Source organism: Leclercia sp. J807 (assembly GCF_009734465.1).
Lineage (GTDB): Bacteria > Pseudomonadota > Gammaproteobacteria > Enterobacterales > Enterobacteriaceae > Enterobacter.
On the sequence record NZ_CP046446.1, the window covers coordinates 924,688 to 942,874 of the forward strand.

Below are 18,187 nucleotides of genomic sequence, written 5' to 3' on the forward strand. Positions count from 1 at the left end.
AAATTTTTTTAACTTCAAAACTACTTTTTAATTTGATTTATGGAGCGTAATATCCATAACAATTAAGTTGATTAGGATGATTCTCAAGGATGAGCCGTTCAAATACACTCTTTATCGACGGACATAAAGCCCGGGTGACCTACGATCCGGTGGTTGATATGTTCCGTGGCGTATTTCTGAATACCAAAAGTGAAGCCCGCTTTATGGCGAGCAATGTCAAAGAGCTGAAAGTTGCCGCCCGGGATGCGCTGGATAGCTATCTGAACGCCTGCTCCATTACCGGCGTTAAACCCTTCCAGCAGCGAACCCTGCGGCCTTTAATGGCGCTGCAACGGCTGAAAGCCATTCTGCATTGATTCTGCTTGCCTTCATGCCTGCCTGATAGTCCGTCAGGCAGGCAATATTGCTTTGCGCTTCGTCGGCCCGCGCTATTTATCCTGCCGGTGATCGCTAATGGCTTGTGCCGCGCAGATCAGCGCCAGATGGCTTAACCCCTGGGGCATATTGCCGACCCATTCGCCGGTACGGGTATCGAACATCTCATTGAAGGTTTCGACATTGCCGCGGTGGAACAGGGTGTTGAGAATTTCATCCATGTTCGCTTCTGCCTGCGCTGGTTCGCCCATGGAGGCCCAGGCCTCAGCCAGCCAGAAGGCGCAGGCGATAAAGGTGCTCTCCTCCTGCTCAACGCCGCTGTAGCGGTAGATCATTGCGCTGTTATGGCCCAGCTCGCGATAGATTGCCTGATAGGTGAGCTTCATGCGCTTCGGGTTCACCTTCACACCGTAGCGCGACACCAGGGTGAGTGAGGCATCCAGCAGCCCGCCATCGCCGCTGTAAAAGCAGTAGGCCTGATGGGTTTCGGACCAGCAGTGCTCTTCAATCCAGTCGCGGATCCTGTCCCGCTCCCGCGCCCAGCGAGCTTTCCATGTGGGTTCGATATGGCTGCCCTCCGCCAGTACCACGGCGCAGTCCAGCGCCAGCCAGCAGGACATTTTTGAGTGGGTATAGTGCCGCTCTTCCGGCAGCTCCCAGATGCCGGAATCCTTCATGCGCCAGCGGTCGGCGCACTGATTGGCAAGATGGCCTAAAAAGCGCGACGTGCCCGTATCCAGAATATGGCCCGCCTCGACGAACAGTTTTGCCACCCCCAGCATATCGCCATACATGCTCAGCTGGCGCTGGGTGCGGGCATTATTACCCAGGCGTACCGGCTGCGAATCCCGGTAGCCCTGGAGCTCCGCGTACTTCTCTTCCGGCACCAGCTCACCGTCGAGGGTATAGCAGGCCCGCATCTCCGGGCCGTGTTTGATGATGGTTTTCGACAGCCAGGAGAAGGCCGCCTTACACTCTTCAAGGGTGCCAAGATAGGTAAAGGCTTTGATAATCAGGCAGGCATCGCGCACCCAGGCAAATCGGTAATCATAGTTTTTGCTGCCACCGGGCCCCTCCGGCAGAGAGGTGGTGGCCGCCGCCGCCAGCGCGCCAGTAGGCGAATACCAGAGGAACTTCAGCGCCAGCGCGGAGCGGATAACGTGATCTTTATACAGGCCATCATATTTCAGTCCCTTCACCCAGTCCTGCCACGCGGTGTGGCTGGTCTCAATGCGGTTATCAATCGCCTCGATATCGGGCACCGCCAGCGGCTCACTCTGCGTCACCAGCAGAGCAACCACCTCCCGGCTCCCTTTCTTCAGGACGATCTCCGCCTCGACCTCTTCATCATCGGCATGGGTAATGACCACGTTTTCGCTGGTGTGCAGCATCGCCATCAGATCGCCAATATGATAAACGCTGCCCTTGAAGGTATCTGAACGCCAGGGCGAGCGCGTTTCGATCATCGTTCCGAACCGCAGATGAAGCCTGAACGTCACGGTGCCGCGCAGGCCCTCCAGACGGCGTGCCAGCTCACTCCAGGGCAGGCGGCCTGCCAGGGTACTGTTAATGGATTCGGTTAACAGAACGGTGCCAGCTTTTGTCTCATAGCGGGTTTCCAGAATGTTGCTGTCATCGCGATAGGCGCGCGAGACGGTGTATTCATCCGCAGGTGTCAGGCTGAAAAAACCGCCGATGTTGGGATCCAGTAGCCGATCGAAGAGGGGCGGGGAATCGAGATTGGGCGCGCCCCACCAGTCGATTGAGCCATCCGGGGCGATGAGCGCTACCGAGCGTCCTTCACCGATAGCAGCATAGTCCCCGAGGCCAACGAACCCGTTATCACGCATCGGCATATCGTATTTCGCATTTTTCAAATGAGCGATCCCTTTTCTTTGATGAACATAAAGCCTGGCATAATGCGATGAATATCGCGCTTTCACCGATGCTGTATGTCTCTCTTCGCGTACACCTCTTTTACAAAGGCACTCTGCCATGATTGATGGCCGCCAGGATCAGCACCACGAGGTTAAGGATCACGCTGACCATAAAATACGTTTTAAAAGGCTGTTTTTGGGTTTTATGGCGAAACAGCTGCTGGCCGAAGATGGCGCCCGGCCACCCGCCGACTACCCCGCAGACCAGCAAGGTCGACTCCGGAACCCGGCGCCAGGCTTTGCGGGCCGCCATTTTGTCGGCGCCGTAGATCATAAACGTCAGCGCGCTGGCGAGCAGAAACCACATCGCAAAAGGGTGAGGGGACAAGGCGCTGCCCGCAGCGGCCAGGGCCAGAAGGGAGTAACAGATGAGCGTCAGGTTCATGGAGGCAGTATCAGTAATCAAACCGGACGAGGGATGATACGTGATTCTTCCAGCATCCCAAAGCTGACGATCCTTGAACGCCCCAGCTCTTTCGCCCGGTAGAGCGCCACGTCGGCGGCGCGCAGCAGGTTATCGCCCTGAGCATGCTGCGGATAGCTGGCAATGCCGATCGATACATCAACCGGGCCGATCTCCGAGAGCTCATAACGCAGCGTCAGGTTATGCACAGCGGCATGAATTTCACTGGCGCAGGTAAACGCCGTCTCTTCATCCGCGCCCGGCAGCAGGGCCAGAAACTCCTCGCCGCCATAGCGGAACGCCATGCCCTTGTCGCTTACTGCACGCTGGACAATAGCCGCCACGCTTTTAATCACTTGGTCGCCCGCATCGTGACCCAGTCTGTCGTTGATAGCTTTAAAGTAATCGATATCGATCATCAGGCAGCTTAACGGCGTACCGCTGTGCATCGCCTGGTTCATCTGGGTGCGCAGAGCATCTTCCAGATGATGGCGGTTGCGCAGGCCGGTCAGCGGATCGAACAGCGCTTTTTCCAGCAGGGCATCGCGCAGCCGCTGGTTAGCCAGCGCCAGACCGAGCGCCTCGGCCATCAGCTCCAGATAGGCGCGGGACGGCGCCATCTCCGGGGTCAGGTTCTGGAACGAGAGCAGACCGATGGCTTCACCCTGGGCAATCAATGGCACACAGAGCGCGTGAGGAGCGCTGCTGTCCGGCAGATGGTAGCAGGCGATATCCGGCTCGCCGTTGACCGGCGGATGGCTCTGGCCGCGGCGCACCGCCCAGCACTGGTCCGGATGGAAGGGATCGGCGTCCCCCTGCGGATCGAGCCACTCGGCGACACAGCGCATCTGCCACGGATCGTGCTCAAGCAGCCAGATCCGCCCGGCGATACCCGGCGCAATGCTGGGGGCGAACAGCCGCGCCACGTTCAGCACATCCTCAATGGACTCGCACCCCTGCAGCCGCTGCGTCATTCGCGCCAGCAGCTCGCGGATCGCCCAGTCGGCATCACGCTCTTTTTCCAGCCGCTGCCGTGCCAGGCCGTTCTCTCGGAAGATCCGAATCGCCTGGGCCATATCGCCAATCTCATCGATCTGGCGATAGTCCGGGGCTTCGACCCCATAATCCTGCGAGGCCAGCCGGTTGACTACGTCGCTCAGGCGCACCACCGGGCGCAGCACCCGGCGTTTGAGGATAAAACCGAGCACAAATAAAAACATCAGCGCAGTCAGGCCGACCATCACTTCGGAGAGGGTACGCAGCCCGCGGGATTTTACCGTGGCATCGTCAATGGCCGCGTCGGTACGCCTGTCCAGCATCTGACGAAAATGGTCAAGCTGGTTCTGGACCTGCTCCAGCTCATTTTCATAACGCTCGCCATAAAGCAGCTCAATGGCCTGAGGCTGCTGCCCGCGCCCGGCGCTGGCGATGGCGCTCTGTTGCTCATCCTGCAGCGCATCGGCCACCTGCAAACCTTCGTGCAGCAGCGCCAGCTCTTCCTCACTGGCACCCGAGTCTTTCAGCTTTTGCAGGCGATGCTCAATTCTGACCATCGTTTCCGCTTTCTGGCGGTACTCCTCTGCCACCGCGGGATCCTGTTTAATGACGTACAACCGCGCCAGGTCGGAGAGCGCCCAGGCGTCAACTTCCACCTCTTCGGTGAGCTGATCGAAGACGTAGCGCTGTTCAACGGCCTGCCGCTCAACGCTTTCGGCGCTGGAGGCCATCAACATAGCCACGCCGGAAGCGATAGTCAGACAAACCGTGGCACCGTATGCCCAGTTAGTAATAGTGGCGATGCGCACGGTTTATTCCTTCTTCATAGATCAGGCGAATTTTTCCCTTCCTCGATAATCGCATCGTCAATCTCTTCGGCATTACCGGCATGATCGCGACCCGAAAGCAGATTCCAGCAGGCGATAAACAGGGCGGCGATCAACGGACCAATCACAAAGCCGTTGATACCGTAAATCTCCATCCCGCCGAGAGTGGTGATGAGGATAAGATAATCGGGCATTTTGGTGTCTTTACCCACCAGCAGCGGACGCAGCAGGTTATCCACCAGCCCCACCACCAGCACAAAGAAGCCGACGATAAACAGCCCCTGCCATAGCTGATGGGTGGCGAAGAGGAAAATGGCTGCCGGTACCCAGACGATGGCCGAGCCGACCGCCGGGATCAGCGACAGGAACGCAATCAGCGCGCCCCACAAGATGCTGCCATTAATATCGACTATCCAAAAGGCGATACCGCCCAGCACACCCTGGACCAGGGCCACCACGGCCGTGCCTTTTACCGTTGCTCGGGCGACGCCGGCAAATTTGGCAAACAGATGCTGTTTGGCGAAATTCGACAGCGGCAGGCTGTCGAGGATCTGGCGCACCAGCCACGGGCCATCTTTCAACAGGAAAAACAGCAGATAGACCATCACGCCAAAGCTGATGGCGAAGCCAAAGGTGCCTTTACCAATCAGGAAGGCGCTGCCGGCAAGGTATTGCCCGCCGCGTAACGCCGCTTCAGAGAGCTTCTGCTGGATCTGCGCGGCGGTATCCAGATCGTGTTCGATCATCAGCGCGCGTAGCCAGTCGGGCAGATGAGAGAAGAGACCAGCGAACACCCCGGAAAATTGGGTGTCGTTCTGCTGCAGGCGGGTATAAACAATATTGAGTTCAAAGGCTAACGAGGAAAAGATCACCATCAGCGGAATAAAGACGATAAGGCAAATAAGCAGCACGCTCAGCAGCGCCGCCAGCCCGTTGCGATCCCCCAGCTTGATACGCAGGGTGTTTTTGACCGGATAGAAAATCACCGCCAGGATAGCAGCCCACAGAATGGCCGAGAAGTAGGGCGACAGCACATCAAAAAACGCCCATGAGACCATCAGCAGTATCAGTATGAAGAAACCTTTGGTCAGTCCGTTAAATCGCATCAGCTCATCCTTTTTTAATGAAACACTACGACTATAGAGTGTTTTGCGTAATTTAACATATTGCGGTCTGCTGCCGGGTGGCGGCTGCGCCTTACCTGGCCTACGTGGATAAGTAGGCCCGCGCAAGCGCAGCGCCGACGGGCAGCCGCACCACCCGTCAGTCCGTAGGCCCGCGCAAGCGTAGCGCCGCCGGGCAACAGGCCGCACCACCCGCCAGTCCGTAGGCCCGTGCAAGCGCAGCGCCGCCGGGCATCAGGCCGCACCACTCGCCAGTTTAGCGGCTAATAAACAGATCCCACTTTCGCCTGACCGACGCGGGGCCTGGCGCGGTACATGCTGTAAGTACCGGTTTGCAGGAGGTGTCCTATGGCATGGCGACCCTATCTCTACGTGATTTACACGGTGCGGCCCCGGCTGAGCGCCCGTCGCGCGCGTCTTCGTCTGGTGCATGGCTAGCAATTTGTTAACAATCGCGGTATAAACACACCTTCTTTTGGATGTTTAGATGTCCATACGTATAGAAGGTGATATGCAAACAGAACAAAACGGGCAGCTACAGCGCACCATGAAGACCCGCCACCTGATCATGCTCTCCCTCGGCGGCGTGATTGGCACAGGGCTCTTTTTTAATACGGGTTACATTATTTCCACCACCGGGGCGGCGGGCACGCTGCTGGCCTATCTGATTGGCGCGCTGGTGGTCTGGCTGGTGATGCAGTGCCTCGGCGAACTCTCTGTGGCGATGCCGGAGACCGGCGCCTTTCACGTCTATGCCGCACGCTATCTCGGCCCGGCAACCGGCTATACCGTGGCGTGGCTCTACTGGCTCACCTGGACGGTAGCGCTGGGATCGAGCTTTACCGCCGCCGGATTCTGCATGCAGTACTGGTTCCCGCAGGTGCCGGTCTGGGTGTGGTGCGTGGTCTTCTGCGCGGTCATTTTTGCCCTCAACGTCATCTCAACCCGCTTCTTTGCCGAAGGGGAGTTCTGGTTCTCGCTGGTGAAGGTCATCACCATCATCGCCTTTATTGTTCTGGGCGGCGCGGCCATCTTTGGCTTTATCCCGATGCAGGACGGTTCTCCCGCGCCGGGGCTGTCGAACATCACCGCCGAAGGCTGGTTCCCGCATGGCGGGCTGCCGATCCTGATGACCATGGTGGCGGTTAACTTCGCCTTCTCCGGCACCGAGCTGATCGGCATTGCGGCGGGTGAAACCGAAAATCCGCACAAGGTGATTCCTGTCGCCATTCGCACCACCATTGCGCGGCTGATCATCTTCTTTATCGGCACCGTTTTTGTGCTGGCGGCGCTGATCCCGATGCAGCAGGCCGGGGTGGAAAAAAGCCCGTTCGTGCTGGTGTTTGAGAAGGTGGGCATTCCGTATGCTGCGGATATCGTTAACTTTGTCATCCTGACGGCGATCCTCTCGGCGGCCAACTCCGGACTCTACGCTTCCGGACGGATGCTGTGGTCCCTGTCGAATGAAAATACCCTGCCGCGCTGCTTTGCCCGGGTGAACAAAAACGGTGTGCCGCTGACGGCGCTGTCGGTGTCGATGCTGGGCGGCGTGCTGGCGCTCTTCTCAAGCGTGGTGGCCCCGGATACGGTATTTGTCGCCCTGTCGGCGATTTCCGGTTTTGCGGTGGTGGCGGTGTGGATCAGCATCTGCGCCTCGCACTTTGTCTTCCGCCGCCGTCATCTGCAGGCCGGTAAACCGCTCGGCGATCTGCACTACCGCGCCCCGTGGTATCCGCTGGTGCCGGTTCTGGGCTTTATCCTCTGCCTGGTGGCCTGCGTCGGCCTGGCCTTTGACCCGAGCCAGCGCATTGCCCTTGACTGTGGTTTGCCGTTTGTGGCGCTCTGCTATGGCGCGTACTACCTTACTCAAAATCTGAAAACCCAGGAGCCTGAACATGTCGCAGAATAATCCGCTTACCGCCCTCCTTGAAACCCAGCCGTTTGTGGTGCTGGACGGGGCGATGGCAACGGAGCTGGAAGCGCGCGGCTGTAACCTGGCCGACAGCCTGTGGTCGGCGAAAGTATTAATGGAGAACCCGGAGCTGATCCGCGACGTGCACCTCGACTACTTCCGCGCCGGGGCGCAGGTGGCGATCACCGCCAGTTATCAGGCCACGCCGGACGGGTTTGCCGCTCGCGGGCTGGATGAGACACAGTCCCGGGCGCTAATTAGCAAAAGCGTTGAGCTGGCGCGCAAGGCGCGGGAAGCGTATCTGGCGGAAAATCCGCAGGCCGGTACGCTGCTGGTGGCCGGTTCGGTGGGGCCCTATGGCGCGTATCTGGCGGACGGGTCGGAATACCGCGGCGACTATCTGCGCAGCGCAGAGGTGTTTACCGCCTTTCATCGTCCGCGGGTAGAGGCGTTGCTGGATGCCGGGGCGGATCTGCTGGCCTGCGAAACCCTGCCATCGTTTGCTGAAATTAAAGCCCTGGCGGATCTGCTGACAACATACCCGCGCGCCCGGGCGTGGTTCTCGTTTACGCTGCGCGACAGCGAGCACCTGAGCGACGGCACGCCGCTGCGCGAGGTGGTGTCGGTGCTGGCGACTTATCCGCAGGTGATTGCGCTGGGGATTAACTGTATCGCGCTGGAGAAGACCACCGCCGCGCTGCAGTATTTGCAAAGCCTGACGGCGCTGCCGCTGGTGGTCTACCCGAACTCGGGCGAGCATTATGATGCGGTGAGTAAGACCTGGCACCATCATGGGGAAGCGTGCGAGACGCTGGCGGGGTATCTGCCGCAGTGGTTAGCGGCAGGGGCGAAGCTGATTGGGGGATGTTGTCGCACCACGCCGAAAGACATTGCAGATTTAAACGCGCAGCGCTAAGTTTTTGCCGGGTGGCGGCTACGCCTTACCCGGCCTACGGTTCATGCGGTTTGTAGGCCCGGCAAGCGTAGCGCCGCCGGGCATCAATCAGGCCACCTCAGCCAGCACAAACATCCCGTACGGATGGATCTCCAGGAAATACTCTTCCCCCACGTCCGGCTGCAGCCGCGTGGCGTTCACCTGCAGTAAAATCTCCTGCCCGTGCCACTCCACAATCACCTCGTACTGCGGCCCCATATAGGCGACGTGGCGGATCACGCAGCGCTGGCTCGTCTCGCCGTGCTGGCTTAGGGTGATCGCCTCCGGGCGCACCCCAACGGTGCCAGCCCCCTGGGCGGCAAAGTGCAGCGGGCGCGGCAGGCGATAGCCGTGGATCGCCACGTAATCCTGGGTGAAGGTAGCCGGGAACAGGTTGGCATCGCCCATAAAGCTCGCCATAAAGCGCGACGCGGGCTGGCGATAGAGATCCTGCGGGGAGCCAATCTGCATGATGTTGCCCTTGTTCATCACCAGCACGGTGTCCGACACCGCAAAGGCCTCGCTCTGGTCGTGGGTCACATACAGCGAGGTGATGTTGAACTGCTTTTGCAGCTCGCGGATCTTGTCGCGCATGCTGCGGCGCAGGTTGGCGTCGAGGTTACTTAAAGGCTCATCAAACAGCAGCACTTTCGGTTTGAGGATCAGGGCGCGGGCCAGCGCCACGCGCTGCTGCTGGCCGCCGGAGATCTGATCCACATAGCGGTCCTCGAAGCCCTCCAGATCCACCATCGCCAGCGCCTCTTTGACGCGGGATTTGATCTCTGCGCGCGACACGCCGAGCATCTTCAGGCCGTAGCCGACGTTCTCCCCCAGCGACATGTGCGGGAAGAGGGCGTAGGACTGGAACACCATGCAGATATCACGCTGCTGAATGGAGCGGTGGGTCACGTCTTCGCCGTCGATGAGGATCTGCCCGTCGGTGGGCTTTTCCAGCCCGGCCACCAGACGCAGCACCGTGGTTTTGCCGCAGCCGGAGGGGCCGAGCAGGGTCACCATCTGCCCCTGGGGGATCGCCAGGTTGATGTTTTCAATCACCGTGTTGGCGCCAAAGCGCTTGGTCACGTTACGCAGTTCAACGAAATGTTTCTGAGTCATAGTGTTACGCCTGGTTTTTGGCTTTTGAACGGGAGATACGCGCCTCACCGATGAGCCAGTCAAAGAGGAAAATGATCGCCAGCATGACCACAATCAGGATCGAGCCGTAGGCAATCGCCACGCCGTATTCGCCGTCTTCCACGCGGTTCAGGATGTAGGCCGTTGCCACCCGGGTATCCGGCGTGACGAGGAACACAATGGCGCTGACGGTGGTAATGGCGCGCACAAAGCTGTAGATCAGCGCCGACAGAATGGCCGGGCGCAGCAGCGGCAGCAGAATGTGCGTAATGGTGCGCAGGCTTCCGGCGCGCAGGCTCAGCGAGGCTTCGTCCAGCGATTTGTCGATCTGGCCCAGCCCCGCGATCCCGGCGCGAATGCCCACCGGCACGTTACGCATCACCATCGAGATAATGACGATGGCGGCGGTGCCGGTGAGGTACACTGGGGCGCTGTTAAAGGCCAGGATGTACGACACCCCCGCCACGGTGCCAGGTACCGCAAAGCAGAGCATGGTGGTGAACTCGATGGTCTTTTTGCCCCTGAACTGCTGGCGCACCACTACCCAGGCGATCAGCAGCCCGAAGGCGGCGGTGATCGGCGCCGCGATCCCGGCGTAGAGCAGGGTATCGAGCAGTGAAGGCCATGCCCCGTCGCTCATCCCCTGGCCGAAGAGCTTGATAAAGTTACCCAGCGTCAGGGTGTAATCCACCCCCCAGTTGACGGTAAAGCTGCCGTAGAAAATGCTGCCGTAGAGCAGGGCGTTAAAGGCGATCCACACCGCCAGCAGGGCAACCACGCTCCACACCAGGGTGACGGGCAGGGGCTGGACGTCGCCGCGGTAGGACTTGCCGGAGACGGTGACGTAGGAGCGCTTGCCGATCCACATGTACTGGATGCAGAACACCAGCAGGGAGAAGAGCAGCAGGAAGGCGCCGAGGGTGCTGGCCGCCTGGTAGTCCAGCTGGGAGCCGGTGATGTAGAAGTAGATCTGCGTCGCCAGCACGTCGAAGTTGCCCCCCAGCACCAGCGGGTTACTGAAGTCGGCCAGCGACTGCACGATGACGATCAGGAAGGCGTTAGCCAGCGCCGGTTTCAGCAGCGGGACAAAGACGCCGTTAAAGGTCTGCCAGCGGCTGGCGCGCAGGGTGTAGGATGCCTCTTCCAGTGACGGATGAATGGTCTTGATCGCCCCGTCGAGGATCATAAAGGCCATCGGCGTAAAGGCCAGCACCTGCGCCAGCCAGATACCGGTGAAGCCATACAGCCAGTTGGTATTGGTCAGCCCAAACCAGTCCACCATCAGCTCGGTGATGTAGCCGGAGCGACCCATCATCAGCGTCACGCCGAGACCCACCACGAACGGCGGGGTAACAATCGGCAGGATGGAGAAAATACGGCCAATAATGGCGCTGCGTCTGGCGATGCGGGTAGTGTAGATCGCCAGCACCAGGCCGAAGAAGGTGCAGCCGATGCCGACGGCGATCGAGAGCAGGATCGAGTTGATGATCACCTGGATGATATGCGCCTGCGACAGCACATTCATAAACGCCAGCGGGGCGAACTCCCCGGCGTCGTTGGTGAACATCGGAATAAAGATGGCGATGCTCGGCCAGACGATAAAGATGCCGATCAGGGCGACAATGGTAATCAGCGAGCCGATGACAAAGCGGTCGCCGCCCAGCCACTCGAGGCGGGTCAGGGCCAGGGTCATGATCGCCCCCAGCGCCATAAACAGCACGATGGTGGCGTAGCCCAGGCCGCGTCCTTCGAGGGTGGCGCTGATGACCACAAAGGCCATGCACAGCAACGCCCAGCCGGCGTCGAGGTAGTGGCGGCTGCGCTGTTCGCGCTTCGCCTCGGTGAACGGGCGCACCAGCAGCAGGGTGGGGAGCAGATACCACAGCCAGCTAATGTTGAAGTGTGACCAACTGTAGGCGTCGAGGATCTCGTCGCCGGTGGACTCCAGCAGGCCGTAATCCAGGCTCCAGCTCGGCAGCAGGGCAAACGCCAGCCAGCTAACAAAAACCCAAAGGAAGACCGCATCCCGTTTTTCCACGGGATGGAGAGCGAGTGTCTGTGACATAGGTATTCCGGTGTTGTAGGCCGGGTAAGCGTAGCGCCACCCGGCAAAGGAGCAATAGCGGGCTTATTTACCCATCTTCACGTCGCTGACCCACTTGTTGATCAACGCCTTACGCACATCCGTGGAGCCGTACTTATCCATGTCGTAGCTGATGAGCTTCAGGTCATCGAGCTTCAGCGAGTTCGGAGAGGTCTCTGCGGTGGTGTTGGTCAGGATCTGATAGGACTTGCCCTGCTTCCACGCCAGCTCCTGGGCCTCTTTCGACAGCACCCAGTCCACGAACAGCTTCGCGTTCTCTTCATTGCGTGCCCCCTTCAGGATGCTAACGCCGCCGATTTCATACCCGGTGCCTTCGCAAGGCGAGATCAACTCCAGCGGCGCGCCCTGTTCTTTTTCCAGCGAGTAGTCGTGCAGGAAGCCGATGCCGATGGCTGTTTCACCGCGGGCAGCGTTACGCGCCGGGGCGATGCCCGATTTGGTGTACTGGGAGACGTTGCCGTTCAACTGTTTGAGATAGTCGAAAGCCTGATCTTCTCCCCAGAGCTGGACGAAGGTCGCCAGCGCGGTGTAGGCGGTGCCGGAGCTTTGCGGATCGGCAATCTGGATCTCGCCCTTGTATTCCGGTTTGGTCAGATCTTTCCAGCACTGCGGCACCGGCAGGTTCTTCTCTTTCAGGCGCTGGGTATTAACGCCAAAACCCAGAATGCCCACGTAAACCGCAGAGGAGAGGTTGCCTTTCACCTTGGCCGGATCGCGGAATTTCTCCATGATCTGCTCCAGGTTTTTCGATTTATATGGTTGCAGCAGCCCCATCTCACCGGCCTGAGACTGCGGGTCCAGGGTGCCGCCGTACCAGACGTCAGCCTGCGGGTTTTTCTTCTCGGCATCCACTTTCGCCAGCGTACTGCCGGAGCCGTTGCGGATAAACGAGGTTTTGACGTCGTACTTGTCGCCAAACGCTTTGGTTTCGGCCTCGCACATTTCGTTGGTGGCGCTGCAGTAGACCACCAGGCGGCCTTTGGCCTGTGCGGCACCGGTTAAGGTTGCCAGCGCGATCCCGGAAGCAATGAGGGTAGAGAGAAGCGTTGTTTTCATTATTCAGCCCTTTTTATGACGTTATGTGACTGCGAGAAGCGGTGATGCCCGCCATCAGCAGCGGCATCAGGAGTAAACCCATCAGTACGGCGGCGATGGAGAGCAAACTGAACATCCCCGACCAGCCGTAGCGTTCGATAACCTGCGACAGCGGCCATCCGGCCAGCGCCGCCCCCAGATAGGCAAACACACCAAGAAAACCGGTAATCGAGCCTGCTGCCTGCTTGTGTCCGCACTCCACGGCGGCAAGGCCGATGAGCATTTGCGGACCAAAGACAAAAAATCCCACCGTAAAAAAGCACATCGCCAGCAGGGCATAGTGGTGAACCGGGGCCAGCCACAGGGCGGCAACCGACACCATCAGCCCCAGCGTGAACAGCAAAATCATCGGCGCCCGCTGGCCGCTGAACAGCAGATCCGATCCCCATCCGGCGAAGAGGGCGCCGAGCAGACCGCCCACCTCGAACAGCATCACCGTGGCGTTGGCGCTTAGCAGGTTTACCCCGTGGCTCTCCGCCAGCCAGATGTTGCCCCAGTCGTTCAGGGCGATGCGGATCAGATAGACCAGCACATAGGAGGCCCCGAGCAGCCAGATCATCGGGTTTTGCAGCATGGTGGTGCGTAACATCTGCCACAGCCCCATCGGCGGACTCTGCTGCTCCTGGCGCAACTCCAGCGGATCGTTGCGCCACTCCCCGACCGACGGCAGACCCTCTTCCTGCGGTGTGCCCCGCAGTTGTGTGGTCAGCCACAGGCCGAGCACGATACTGATGATCCCCGGTGTCAGCATCGCCGCCTGCCAGCCCCAGCGATGGGCGGCGAAGGCGCAGATCAGCGGAATAATTGCCCCGCCGATGTTAATAGAGGTGTTCCAGCATCCCCACCAGAAGCCGCGCTCGTTACGCGAATACCAGTGGGTGAGCAACCTGGCGCAGGGCGGCCATCCCCATCCCTGAAAGAAGCCGTTCAGCGTCCAGATAAACAGCAGCAAGGGCAGGGAGTCGCCGAAGGCGAACAGCACGTTCAGCACCCCGGTCGCCATCAGGCCGATGCCCATAAACGCCCGCTGGCCTTTACTGTCATGCCACAGTCCGGCGGCAAATTTCGACAGGCCGTAGCTGAGGTAGAACAGTGACCCGATCAGGCCGATATCGCTCTTGCTTAACCCCAGATCCAACTGCAATGCGGGCAGCACGTAGTTGAGGCTTTTACGCGTCAGGTAAAACGCGGCGTAGCCCGTCGCCATGCAGAGCAGCAGTCGCGGGCGCAGCCTGCGGTAGCGTTGAGTAACCTGTTCAGCTGACAGTGCGGGCATGGCGTTCTCCATTTGCAATGACTGTATGAAAGCGCGAGGAAAAAGGGATGAGAGAAAGTCTGGCGTGACTAAGACTTTTTCCTGGTTAGCGGTGTGTTTGTTGCAAAACTGTGGGCAGGTTAACAATTACGCGCGTGCCGCCCTGCGACTCCAGGGTAAACTCGCCGCCCAGGGCATGCACCCGCTCGCGCATCCCCTGGATGCCGAAGCCGGGGATCTGCTGCGTGCTGAGACCGTTGCCGTTATCCTTAACCTCCAGGCGCAGCTGGTTATCCTGCTCACAGAGCAGGACGCTGACCTCGCTGGCGTTGGCGTGTTTGCTGACGTTATTCAGCAGTTCCTGGAGTAATCGATAGAGGGTGAAGACCAGGGTTTCACTCTGCGGCGGGGCGGTGAGCCGGTAGTCAAACCGACACTGAATGCCGCGCTCGGCAAAGGCGAACTCGTTCACCAGGTGGTGCAGGGCCTCGTTCAGGGAGAGCTCGTCCAGTACCGGGGGGCGAAGCTGGCGCAGCAGCTGGCGGGTGGAGTGGTGAATGCGGCGGGCCAGCTCGTTGATCTGCCCGGCGGCTTCCAGCGCCTGCGGATTATCTCCCGCCCGTTTCACCAACTGGGACTGGATCTGAATGGCGGTAATGTTCTGCCCAATCTCGTCGTGCAGCTCCCGGGCCAGGTGCTTGCGGGTATCTTCTTCGGTATGGATCAGCTTTTCCGTCAGCTCGCGTCGGGCCTGTAACTCGGCCTCCAGCCGACGTCGATAGTGATCGAGGTTCATCGCCAGATGCTGCTGGCGGCTGATGGCGATCCCCAGCCCAATCCCCAGCAGCGACTGGGTGGCGAGAAAAATTTCCAGCTCCAGCAGATCGCTGAACCCTACGCCGACCTGACGGGCAATGGTGATCATCATGCTGCCCAGCAGCCCGGAGAGCACGCCGCCCTGCCAGCCGAACTTCCACGCCATCACCACGTTGGGCAGAAACACCACAATCAGCAGCAGCCGCTCCAGGGACGGGGAGAGCACCATCTGGGTGCCGATGCCGATGATAAAAAACAGGCTGCACCAGATGATAAGCGAGGTGCGCAGCGGCGGGTTGCTGGTATCGAGCCCCAGCAGATGGTAGCGATGCTGCTGGCGCAAAAACTCAAACACAAGGTAGACGAACGGCGTCAGTAGCACCCCGCCAGTAAAGGAGGCCAGCACCAGCAGCGTGGCCGGGCTTTCAAGGAACGGCGCCAGGATCAGGGTCTGGAGCAGGGCATTGAGGGTCACTGCCGCGATCAGCAGCGACAAACGCTGCCAGTAGAGGGGATAGCGGTGCCAGTAGTGCTGCGCCAGCCACGCACTGACGGTGCCCACCAGCGGCACCACCAGCATCAGGTGATGGGTCAGCAGCTGTTCCTCGTGCAGCCAGAACATCGCCGCCAGCGGAGGGAGGATCAGCGCTGGCCAGAAGCGGCGCGAGAGCACGATCAGCAGCGCCAGATAGACGCCCTGAGGCAAAAACAGCGCCGCCTGCTGCCCGTTGCGGGTGAGGTAAAAACTCAGCGTCCACAGCATCAGCCAGCCGGTGCCCCAGGCCAGCATGATAAACAGCGAGAGGATGAGGTGCCGCAGGGAGCGCCGCATCAGTGGCCAGTCAGCAGCTGGTGATCGAGGGCAAAGTGCACCAGCTCGATGGTGCTGTTGCACTGCAGTTTGCCCAACACGTTGGCGCGATGGACATGGACGGTTTTGTGGCTGAGCTCAAGCTGGAAGGCAATCTCCTTCACGCTTTTGCCCTGGACCAGCAGCTCGAACACCTCTTTCTCGCGCGGGGTCAGCACCGCCAGCGCCTGTGATACCGGCTCGCCGCCACGCAGGGCTTTGACCGCATCGGCGCACAGATAGTGGCCGCCCATGCCCACGGAGCGTACCGCCTGGACCAGCTCTTCCGGGCCGCAGCGCTTGGTGAGATACCCGCTGGCCCCGGCGTCCAGCGCGCTCTGCACAAAGGCGGGAGTGTCGTAGATGCTGAGGATAATGGCGCGAAAGCCCGGGCGCTGCTGGCGCAGGCGCTTGAGCAGGCTCAGGCCGTTCTCATCGGGCATGGCAACGTCGAGCACCGCCACGTCAATGGCCTCGCGGCTGAGGGTGGGCCAGGCCTCTGCGGCGCTGCTGTACTGGCCTTCCACCACCAGATCGTCTTCCAGATTTAACAGCTGGGCGAACCCGGAACGCACCACCACGTGATCGTCCACCAGCACCACTTTGATCATCTCAGATACCTTTGCGAAGTTATCCGCCTATGATGCCTGTCAATGGGTGGCTGGCAATTGTGCGGCTGCGGTTATGTAACGGATGTAACAAAATTGCAATAATGCCGGGTAGCGTTGCCCCTTACCCGGCCTACAAAACCAACAGCAAACCGTCTTACTGCGCCGCCCGGCATAAACCGTGATTATTAATTTGGGCAAAGATTATTTTAAATATATATTAATATGCTCATGTTTATTATTTGGGTGAATATTGAATTGCCTTTCAATCGTTAAATCCTATTCCAGTAATAGCATTCGCCAATAATCTATCTTGACTGCTGTCAACAAACCCGCTCGCCACCCTTTTATGATGATCCCGCTAAAAATATAAAACGAATTCTTCTTATGGATGCTTTTTTCCCGAGGATGGAAAATGAAGAAATTAACCCGTATTGCCTCTCTATGCATTGCAGGCGCGGCGGCCTGTTATCTGGGGTTATCAGGCTACGTCTGGTATCACGATAAAGCCCGTATTCAGGAAAGCGATGTTCAGCTCTCTGCGATAAAAGAAAATAATCAGATTCTGAGTCTGTTCCGTGAAAAAGGATGTGATTATTGCCATACTCCCTCCGCCGCATTACCTTTTTACGCCTCATTTCCGGTAGCGAAACAGCTGATGGAATATGACACCCGCCTTGGTTATAACTCTTTTAATCTGGAAGCGGTGCGCAGCGCATTAATTAATGACCGTGCCGTATCGCAAAGCGATCTGAATAAAATCGAATGGGTGATGCAGCATCAGACCATGCCGCCGACACGCTATGTCGCGCTGCACTGGGCCGGACAAATGAATGACGATGAGCGCCTGCTGATCCTGGACTGGATTAAAAAGCAGCGTGAAAGCCATTATGCCCGCCTGGACGTGGCGGCTGCCCATCGTAATGAACCGGTGCAGCCGGTGCCGCGGGCGTTACCGGTTGACGCAGCCAAAGTCGCGCTCGGCTTCCGCCTGTATCACGACACCCGTCTCTCCGGGGACAGCACGCTCTCCTGTGCCAGTTGCCATTCCCTGAACGCAGGCGGCGTGGATGGGCGCCAGACCTCCATTGGCGTTAATGGCGCGGTGGGACCGATCAACGCGCCAACGGTCTTTAACGCCACCTTTAACGTAGAGCAGTTCTGGGATGGTCGCGCCGCCGATCTGCAAAAACAGGCCGGTGGTCCGCCGCTGAACCCCATTGAAATGGCCTCGAAATCCTGGGATGACATTATCGCCAAACTGGATGCCGATCCGGCGCTTAAAACAGCCTTTGAAGCGGTCTACCCGCAGGGCTTTAGCGGCGACACCATCACCGATGCCATCGCCGAATATGAAAAAACGCTCATCACCCCGGACGCGCCATTTGATAAGTGGCTGCGCGGGGATGAAAACGCCCTGACGGCACAGCAAAAGCATGGCTACCAGCTTTTCAAGGAGAACAAATGCGCCACCTGCCACGGCGGGGTGATCCTCGGCGGACGCTCGTTTGAACCGCTGGGGCTGAAAAAAGAGTATGACTTTGGCGAGGTGACGGCAGCGGATATCGGACGCATGAACGTCACTAATGAGGTGCGTGACCGCCTGCGCCAGAAAGTGCCGGGTCTGCGCAACGTGGCCTTAACCGCGCCGTACTTCCACCGCGGGGATGTGCCCTCCCTCGACGAGGCGGTGAAGCTGATGCTGCGCCATCAGGTGGGCACCAGCCTGCCGCAAAACGAGGTGGATGATATTGTCGCCTTCCTCGACAGCCTGACCGGCGTTTATACCCCCTGGCAGCCTCAGGGCCATTAAAGGA

General features: G+C 59.3%; 14 protein-coding genes. 4 read left to right on the plus strand and 10 right to left on the minus strand.

From position 1 onward, the window contains the following. Positions 1-89 precede the first annotated feature (89 nt). Positions 90-356 (plus strand): type II toxin-antitoxin system HicB family antitoxin, encoded by a 267-nt coding sequence (locus GNG26_RS04290; protein WP_114315806.1) that lies wholly within the window; start codon positions 90-92, stop codon positions 354-356. Positions 357-428: 72 nt separating this feature from the next. Here GNG26_RS04290 and GNG26_RS04295 read toward each other — a convergent pair whose 3' ends face one another. The 4 genes from GNG26_RS04295 to GNG26_RS04310 all read right to left on the minus strand — a co-directional run bounded on the left by GNG26_RS04295 (position 429) and on the right by GNG26_RS04310 (position 5,644). After that, positions 429-2,252, minus strand: coding sequence for a glycoside hydrolase family 15 protein (locus GNG26_RS04295; protein WP_156237884.1), 1,824 nt, complete (start codon positions 2,250-2,252; stop codon positions 429-431). Between the two features lie 100 nt (positions 2,253-2,352). Next, the gene (locus tag GNG26_RS04300; protein WP_156237885.1) at positions 2,353-2,697 is read right to left on the minus strand and encodes a DUF1294 domain-containing protein; all 345 of its coding nucleotides are present in this window, start codon (positions 2,695-2,697) and stop codon (positions 2,353-2,355) included. Positions 2,698-2,714: 17 nt separating this feature from the next. After that, a complete protein-coding gene (locus GNG26_RS04305) occupies positions 2,715-4,520 on the minus strand; it encodes a diguanylate cyclase (protein WP_156237886.1) in 1,806 nt (601 codons plus the stop codon). 14 nt (positions 4,521-4,534) lie between these two features. Further along, positions 4,535-5,644, minus strand: coding sequence for an AI-2E family transporter (locus GNG26_RS04310; protein ID WP_156237887.1), 1,110 nt, complete (start codon positions 5,642-5,644; stop codon positions 4,535-4,537). 529 nt (positions 5,645-6,173) lie between these two features. Here GNG26_RS04310 and mmuP point away from each other — a divergent pair. Both mmuP and mmuM read left to right on the plus strand, forming a co-directional pair. Next, positions 6,174-7,571 carry an S-methylmethionine permease gene (gene mmuP, locus GNG26_RS04315; protein ID WP_156237888.1) on the plus strand — a complete coding sequence of 466 codons (1,398 nt, stop codon included), beginning with the start codon at positions 6,174-6,176 and terminating at the stop codon, positions 7,569-7,571. Then, positions 7,558-8,490: a homocysteine S-methyltransferase gene (gene mmuM / locus GNG26_RS04320; RefSeq protein WP_156237889.1), complete on the plus strand. Its 933-nt coding sequence runs from the start codon at positions 7,558-7,560 to the stop codon at positions 8,488-8,490. The genes mmuP and mmuM overlap by 14 nt, the downstream gene beginning before the upstream one ends. A gap of 87 nt (positions 8,491-8,577) precedes the next feature. On the opposite strand, the gene fbpC is transcribed toward mmuM, so the two are convergent. From fbpC to GNG26_RS04350, 6 genes are all read right to left on the minus strand, one after another. Continuing rightward, a complete protein-coding gene (fbpC, locus tag GNG26_RS04325; protein ID WP_114315800.1) occupies positions 8,578-9,624 on the minus strand; it encodes a ferric ABC transporter ATP-binding protein in 1,047 nt (348 codons plus the stop codon). 4 nt (positions 9,625-9,628) lie between these two features. Further along, positions 9,629-11,707, minus strand: a complete 2,079-nt coding sequence (locus GNG26_RS04330) for an iron ABC transporter permease (protein WP_156237890.1) — start codon at positions 11,705-11,707, stop codon at positions 9,629-9,631. Between the two features lie 63 nt (positions 11,708-11,770). Next, complete coding sequence (locus GNG26_RS04335; protein ID WP_032616757.1) at positions 11,771-12,802, minus strand: ABC transporter substrate-binding protein; 1,032 nt, start codon at positions 12,800-12,802, stop codon at positions 11,771-11,773. A gap of 13 nt (positions 12,803-12,815) precedes the next feature. Continuing rightward, positions 12,816-14,117: an MFS transporter family glucose-6-phosphate receptor UhpC gene (gene uhpC / locus GNG26_RS04340; protein WP_103823981.1), complete on the minus strand. Its 1,302-nt coding sequence runs from the start codon at positions 14,115-14,117 to the stop codon at positions 12,816-12,818. 85 nt (positions 14,118-14,202) lie between these two features. Beyond that, positions 14,203-15,744 carry an MASE1 domain-containing protein gene (locus GNG26_RS04345; RefSeq protein ID WP_156237891.1) on the minus strand — a complete coding sequence of 514 codons (1,542 nt, stop codon included), beginning with the start codon at positions 15,742-15,744 and terminating at the stop codon, positions 14,203-14,205. Next, positions 15,744-16,373 (minus strand): response regulator transcription factor, encoded by a 630-nt coding sequence (locus tag GNG26_RS04350; RefSeq protein WP_103823983.1) that lies wholly within the window; start codon positions 16,371-16,373, stop codon positions 15,744-15,746. Before GNG26_RS04350 ends, GNG26_RS04345 begins: the two co-directional genes overlap by 1 nt. A 412-nt stretch (positions 16,374-16,785) precedes the next feature. Between GNG26_RS04350 and GNG26_RS04355 the strand changes: the two genes are divergently transcribed. After that, a complete protein-coding gene (locus tag GNG26_RS04355; protein WP_156237892.1) occupies positions 16,786-18,183 on the plus strand; it encodes a cytochrome c peroxidase in 1,398 nt (465 codons plus the stop codon). Positions 18,184-18,187: the final 4 nt, after the last annotated feature.